At 48.8% G+C, this 7,206-nt stretch carries 3 protein-coding genes; all 3 read left to right on the forward strand.

What is annotated here, in order from left to right; translation table 11 throughout:
- Window positions 1–2 precede the first annotated feature (2 nt).
- Entirely contained in the window at window positions 3–1,691 is a 1,689-nt protein-coding gene (locus BLX24_RS14495; protein ID WP_071503858.1) for a hypothetical protein, read from the forward strand.
- Between the two features lie 188 nt (window positions 1,692–1,879).
- Window positions 1,880–3,559, forward strand: coding sequence for a hypothetical protein (locus BLX24_RS14500; protein WP_143092681.1), 1,680 nt, complete (start codon window positions 1,880–1,882; stop codon window positions 3,557–3,559).
- Between the two features lie 100 nt (window positions 3,560–3,659).
- On the forward strand, window positions 3,660–7,206 hold a 3,547-nt coding region (locus tag BLX24_RS14505), incomplete at its 3' end, for an Ig-like domain-containing protein (RefSeq protein ID WP_143092682.1).

A 7,206-nucleotide genomic window follows, 5' to 3' on the forward strand; every position in this document is an offset into this window, starting at 1 on the left:
ACATGAAAATATTTTTTGATAACGCCCTGCTTGCCTTACTGCTCCTGAGCGCCGGAGTGGCCATGGCACAGACACAAGTCACCCTGCCAGGCGTCTGTGCAACCTGCCCGACAATACCTTCACCGGTGCAAGGGGAACCTACTCCTTGTAACGGGCTACTGAATGCGCGGGATTTTTCCGCTGTTGGTGCGAATTATGAAAACATAGTAGGTAATCCGGTGAATACCTATTCCGGTTTTATTTCCAGGGAGGGGAGAGTATATGTGGGATGGTATGTCAGCCAGCTTTCCCCTGGTACAGACGTTGAACCCTGTTTAACTGGCCAAACCCGTTCGACAGCAACTACGCTGGCATATGCCAGCAACAGACAAAATATGTTTACCGCATATCCTGCCCAGAATGTTTTGGCTGATGCGCCCGGGCAAACCTTCAAAGCTATCCAAAAAGTCAGGGGCTTGTTTTTTATTTTGAGCGACCAGGGAAAAATATACAATTGGGGAGGATCAGATGGGTCGAGCCTTCCCCTGGATGCCATCGCTGGTCCTGCGGGGCAAACAACTCTGGGCAATTCAGAATGTTCTGTTTTGCATAAGTTAAGAGAGGTTCCACACCCTGAAAGTAAAAAATGGGTATCCATGCACATAACCAATGAGGTAGCGTATGCGGGCGATGAAGCCGGTCAATGGTGGTGTTGGGGATATGGACGAAAATCGCACATGCCATCGTCTGCTATAGGGCTGCCGACAACAAGCCAAACAATACTGCAAAAGGCAGATGCGCAAATCTGGACTCCTGTCAGGATGGATTTACTGCCGGTGCAGCCACTGCTTACGAATGAAGATGACGAACAGACGTTGGCCGGAGGAACCCGGGGAATATTTACGGGAGTAGGTACTACTAACTTTCTTAGCTACATCGGCAGCGATTCGCTTGTCTATACCTATACGTACGATTACGCTCAATGGCTCAATGCAAGTAACAATTTAGATGCCACGTTTATACGAAGCCGGTTTACCAAAGTTAAATTACCTGTCGGCGTTAAGGCAAAAAAGCTACAGCGAGGTTTTGTCCCGTCAAAAAAACAGATAGGTGGAAATCCCAATTCGGGAAACACCTATGGGGTACCGATTGATTACATCTTAGCGACCGATGGTAATATCTATAAATTTATCGAGAATGACTCAGTCACCACTAAGCTGGACTTAGGTACTTATAAGTTTCAGAATTTTATTGTGAGAAATCCCAGAGAGCGAGTTGACAATACTATACCCTTCAATGCTGCTTTAAGTACAGATTTTGCCTATCATGGTCTTGATCTGGTTGTACAGGGAGGAGCGCCTTTTATCTCAACGGTAAAAAGTACTACTGCCGCAACAGCCTATGACATGATTGTATATGGACCCGCACAGGGGATAAACTTTAAGGTTAGCAAGCTGTGGAACTGGAAGCTTGGTGATGGTAATGGAGGAAGCTATGGGGCAACAATTCTCAAAAGTGCGGATACGAATCATTCGTACCTTTTGGATGGTTGCGCGGATTTCTTTAACCGGCCTACTACAACTCCTTTTGGATCTTTTATGGTGAATACGGGATCTCCAACAATGGGCTTGGCTACGGGAGTTGAGTGGACATTTCGTTCTGACAACCCCAATCTTTACGGCCCGTATAAACTCATTAACTGTCAGAACTAAACCAGAATATGCGGGAAACGCTGCTATTGATGATAGACATTCACCGATAGCACAGATGAGTATCACTAAAGCAAAGACAAACATTTGCGGATCAAAATTATGTAACTAAAAATGATATAATATAAATATGAGTTTATTTTGTATCAACCATTATTGATGGCCGTAACGAATGTTTAAACTAAATGATGATGAAAACAACTAAAACGAACATAATACTAATGTTGCTATTACTGGTTTCTATGGCAACACTAGCACAAACAACTGTAACACTGCAAAGTGCCTGTGCTACCTGCCCGAACAGTACGACAACCTCACCGTTTAGTGAGCCAACGCCCTGCGATGGGTTAAAGGATGCCCGGGATTTTTCGTCAGGTGTTGGGATTGAAAGCGCTAATAAGGCAGGTATTTACAGCTCGGGTTTTATATCAAAAGAAGGTATAGTATATATTGGTTGGTACAATTATGATGCCCTTGCTGCAAATGTGGGTGCGGGAACTCTCGAGCGTTGTGTAAGCGGGCAGGCAAGGCCGGTATCAACCACTGTAACCTATTCAAAAAACAATGATGGGGCCATGTATACAAGTTTTCCGGCTAAAAATGTGCTGATTGGTGCGCCTGGTCAAACGTTTAAGGCAATTCAAAAAGTAAGAGATGCTTACTTTATCTTAAGTGATCAGGGGAAAATATATAACTGGGGACCAACCGTGTCAGCAGATGGTATACATATGCGGGCAGTTGCTGGTCCTGCTTCTCAAACGCTAGCTCCTAATTTGGATTGTTCAACGCTGGAAGTGCTTCGGGAGGTTGTACATCCGCAGGGTAAAAAATGGAAATCTATGCAAGCGTACACATGTGTTGTGTATGCTGGTGATGAGTCCGGACAGTGGTGGTGTTGGGGCGAAGGGCCGAAAGCATCATTTCCAACATCGCAAGTGACATTACCCTCTACGTCTGAATCATGGTACATCGGAAATGCGAAGTTCTATACGCCTGTTCAAATGGACGTTCTGCCAAGGCAGCCACGCATTCCTCAAAGTGATGACCAACAAACGTTAGTGGGTGCAGTTTCGTCCCGTGGTAATGGCGTTGAGTTCCTAAGTTATATAGGTACTGACAGCCTGATTTATACGTATCGGTATGATTACACATCCCGCACAAGTGGTACATTTATAAGAGCTACTTCTCAGAATATACCTTTGCCAGGCAATGTGAAGGCACTCAAAATTCAGCGTGGACATGTGTATAATTACAGAACACAGACACCATTAAGTAACTTTGGAGGGCCTGAGGTTTCGATTGATTATGTGTTGGGGACTGACGGAAAAATTTATCGGTTTGCGGAAGGGTTGCCACCAGCAACATCAGTTGCGCTGGGAAATTATACCTTTCAAGATTTTATCGTCAAGGATCCATATGAATTTAATACTGATGCTCCAGGATATCTTGATAATAATATATCAATGTTTGATCAGATGTTACACGCGTTGGATTTGGTACCAGTTGGCGGCTCTCCGTTAGTTGTTGCAAAGCGGGGAGGAGATATGGGTAATGGAGTGGCTACTCCTGGTACATTGTATGATGTAATGGAATTTGGGCCAGCACAAGGTGTAAATTTCAAAATCAGTAAACTATGGTCGTCGACAACAGCAGGCAGCGGGTTTACAATTTTGAAGAGTGCTGATACCGGGCATAGTTATGGCATCAAAGCAAATATAGAAACGGGTGTAAGGCCAAACTATCGCAGTGGCAATGTAGCAGGTTCCGGTGCTCAGGCCTCTATGAGCATAGCTTTTGGGGCTGACTGGAATTTTTATAATAATGAACCTCAGTATTATGGCCCCTATAAGCTAATCAACTGCCAGAACTGATTTTACCTCAATTGTCATCAAAATTGAGGATCATATTGCATCCGGTACACGAGTGACCGGAGTGGAAATTACCGGTCTAATAAAGTTAAAATAATTACATATGAATAGACTACTATTGTTTTTGATGTTCTTGCTCCTGCACTATCATGTACATGGGCAAAACAGCGGGTCGGGACCCATAACGCTCTCGGTACCCGAATCAGTTAGTAGCATACAGTGGTATAAAGACGGCTCGGCCGTTTCGGGTGCAATCAGTACAACCTATCTGGCCAGTACGACCGGTACCTACTATGCCACCTATACAGACGCCACCAGTGCCTGTACGGGGCTACAAACCAATTTTTTTATCCTGATTAACAGTGGTACCACAGTAACACTCGACGGGCAGACCAACAACAGCGGGGGAACGGGATATCAGTGGCTCAGCAACGGAGCCGCTATTTCCGGCGCTACCTCCACCACGTATGCTACCAGTACCGGCGGGGTCTACTCGCTGACCTATAGTAACGGGAGTTGTGCTGTAAATACGTTGCCCTATCAGGTCTTTGTCCTGACCACGACAGTGCCATGCTCGGCTACGGTTGCGCCTGCACTGTCGGCAACTACGAAACAGAATATATGCCCGGCCACAACAATTGATCTGAGCACGATCACGGCAAGTAACAGCCCCGGTGGCACCACACTGAGCTGGCATTCAGCGACACCAGCTACGGCCGCTAATAAACTGAGTTCGGTCACAGCGCTGGTTGCCGGTACCTATTATGCGGCCTTCCAAGGCACCAACAGCGGAACCGCCTGTTACGGCCCGACAACGGCCGTTAATGCTACTTCAACCACCTGCAATGGCGGTGGGGGCGCTGGGGGATGTCTCACAGATGTGAAACTGACAATTGCCGAATCAGTGACGGGCGCGCAGTGGTATAAAGACGGCACGGCTTTATCCGGCTCGACGAGTACAAGTATCTCGGCAAACAGCCCCGGCCTTTACTATGCTACCTACAGCAGCACCACCGGTACTTGTAACGCCCAGCAGACCTATTTTTTCTTGCTGATCCAGCAGGGAGAATATGTTACGCTCAACGGGCAGACCAACAACAGTGGGGGAACAGACTACCAATGGCTGAAAAACGGCGTCGCTATCTCGGGGGCTACCTCTACGACATACAACGTCATAGAGGAAGGAGTATATTCCCTAACGTTTAACGGCGGTAGTTGTGGGCTAACAAGTATTCCGTATAACGTCATGGTCTTAAATCCGTGTTGTTCAGCCACGGTAGCCCCGGCCTTATCGGCAAACAGTAAGAACAACGTATGCCCGGCTACGACCGTTGATCTGAGTACCATTACGGCCAGCAATGCACCGGTAAGCTCTACGCTGAGCTGGCACTCAGCAACACCGGCAACGGCCGCTAATAAACTGGCATCTATCAGCGCTGTTGCGGGCGGGGCCTATTATGCCGCTTTTGAAGGCACAAAAAGTGGCAGCGCCTGCTATGGCCCGACAACGGCTTTTAGTGCGATATCCACTACGTGTACTGTAGTTTGTAGCGCAACAACTGTGCCAACACTTTCTACAGCAACGGTGTCAAATAGCTGTCCGGATAAAACAATTAGCCTGGCGGGCATTACAGGAATTAGTTTGCCGGCCAATACGACGCTAACCTGGCATAGCAGTGCGACTGCTACGTTTGCTAATCAACTGACAACCTTAACAGGTCTGCCTGCGGGTACGTATTACGCTGCCCTCAATGGCGGATTAAATTGCTACGGTCCGACAGTCGCAGTTGTAGCCAGCGTAACCAACTGCGATACTGTATTGCCGCCGGTTCCGCCGTCAACTACAGCTTGCGATTATGCCACAGCTCCGGCAAACGTGACGTTTACTGTGAGCAACGCGCCGGTGGGATACAGTGTCAACTACCTGCTGGTCGATCGGGTGACGGGCGCTATTGTCCAGAGCAGTACAGCAACAGCATCATTCTCTGCAGTTGGGCAGGGTGCCTATCTGATCACAGCGGCATGGTATAAGGGCACATTAGTAAATGCTGTGCCGGGCAAGCTGATTTCAACGGTTTACGAAAGTGAAACCGGCTGTCTGAAATACTCGGACTATCTACAGGTCAGAGTTTGTAGTGATGTCTGTGATTATGCCTCTGCACCGGCTAACCTGACGTTCACCACGAGCCCGAGTCCGACAACGGGTGTAACGACCACGTATGTTTTAGTAAATGATGTTACTAACCTGATTGTAGCAACTAGTCAGACTCCGACTTTCTCCGGGGTAACTCAGGGAGATTATGCGATTGCTGCCGTTTATTACACTGGTTCGCTGACGCTGACACCGGGTACTTCGCTGTTCGCTGTTACAACGAATAACGATAACTGTCAGGCCGTTTCGAATGCGATCCGGGTACGGATATGTAGCTGTCCGGCAAATGTGGCACCAGTTTTATCGGCAATAACAAAACAGAATACATGCCCTGCACTGACCGCTGATCTGAGCACGATTACCGCCAGCAATACGCCGCTCAGTACTACATTGACATGGCATTCGGCTACACCGGCAAGTATGGCTACCGAAATTTCCTCGGTAAGTTCCGTGACAGCAGGTACGTATTATGCCGCCTTCAAAGGAGTTAACAGCGGTAGCGCCTGCTACGGCCCCACAACAGCTGTTGTGGTGACATTAACCATTTGCCCGCAGGCACCGATTGCCAGAAATGACATTAATAACACAAACGTCAACACGCCGGTATTGGGCAACGTGCTGACCAACGATACAGACCCGCAAGGGCTGCCTTTGTCAGTGAGCATAACACCAGGCTGTGTACCATCGAGCGGAACGGTAGTTATGAGTACCAATGGGGACTATACATATACGCCGGCAACCGGATTTGTCGGATCCGTGAGCTTCTGCTATCAGGTGTGCAACAGCAATAATCAATGCGCAACGGCTGTAGTAAACATTAACGTGAATCCGGGACCGATCGTGGCGTATAACAATCCACCGATTGCCAACAATGATAATACACAAACCCGCCAGGGTGTGCCGGTGACGATCAACGTGACGGCCAACGACACGGATCCCGACAGTGCGACTTCGGGCAGGGGCCAACTGGGTTCACCCGCCCTGATTGCGCCATTGCTGAGTGCGAGCATCGGTAGTGCAACGATCGTAAACGGTCAGGTGGTGTTTACCCCTGCGGCCAGCTTTACCGGGATTGCCAGCTTCCCGTACCGGATTTGTGACCAGGGTACCGATCCGGGTCCGTTGTGTGCGACGGCGGTGGTAACAGTCAATGTGTTGCCGGCTCCACCGGTGGGCACGACGCTGGCGCCGGTGGCGATAGATGATGCGCTGCTGACGCAGGTGAACACGCCGAAGGGAGGCAGTCTGGCCACGAATGACAGTGATCCGAACAATCCTCCGCTGGCTTTGACCTACACGGCAGGCAGCTACACGACGGCGCACGGGACGATTGTGGTGGCCGCCAACGGCAGCTACACCTACACGCCTGCCACGGGCTATGTGGGTCCGGACAGCTACTCCTATACGGTCTGCAACACAGCCAATAAATGTACAGGGGCTACCCTGAATATTTTGGTGCAACAACCCATTTACCAGTCTCCGGTTGCGAAGAACGATA

Source organism: Arsenicibacter rosenii, assembly GCF_001870735.1.
Taxonomy (GTDB): domain Bacteria; phylum Bacteroidota; class Bacteroidia; order Cytophagales; family Spirosomataceae; genus Arsenicibacter; species Arsenicibacter rosenii.

Excerpts from the sequence above, each read along its gene's own strand:
- BLX24_RS14495 (WP_071503858.1), top strand. The coding sequence starts at position 3 with ATGAAAATATTTTTTGATAACGCCCTGCTTGCCTTACTGCTCCTGAGC.
- BLX24_RS14500 (WP_143092681.1), top strand. The coding sequence starts at position 1,880 with ATGAAAACAACTAAAACGAACATAATACTAATGTTGCTATTACTGGTT.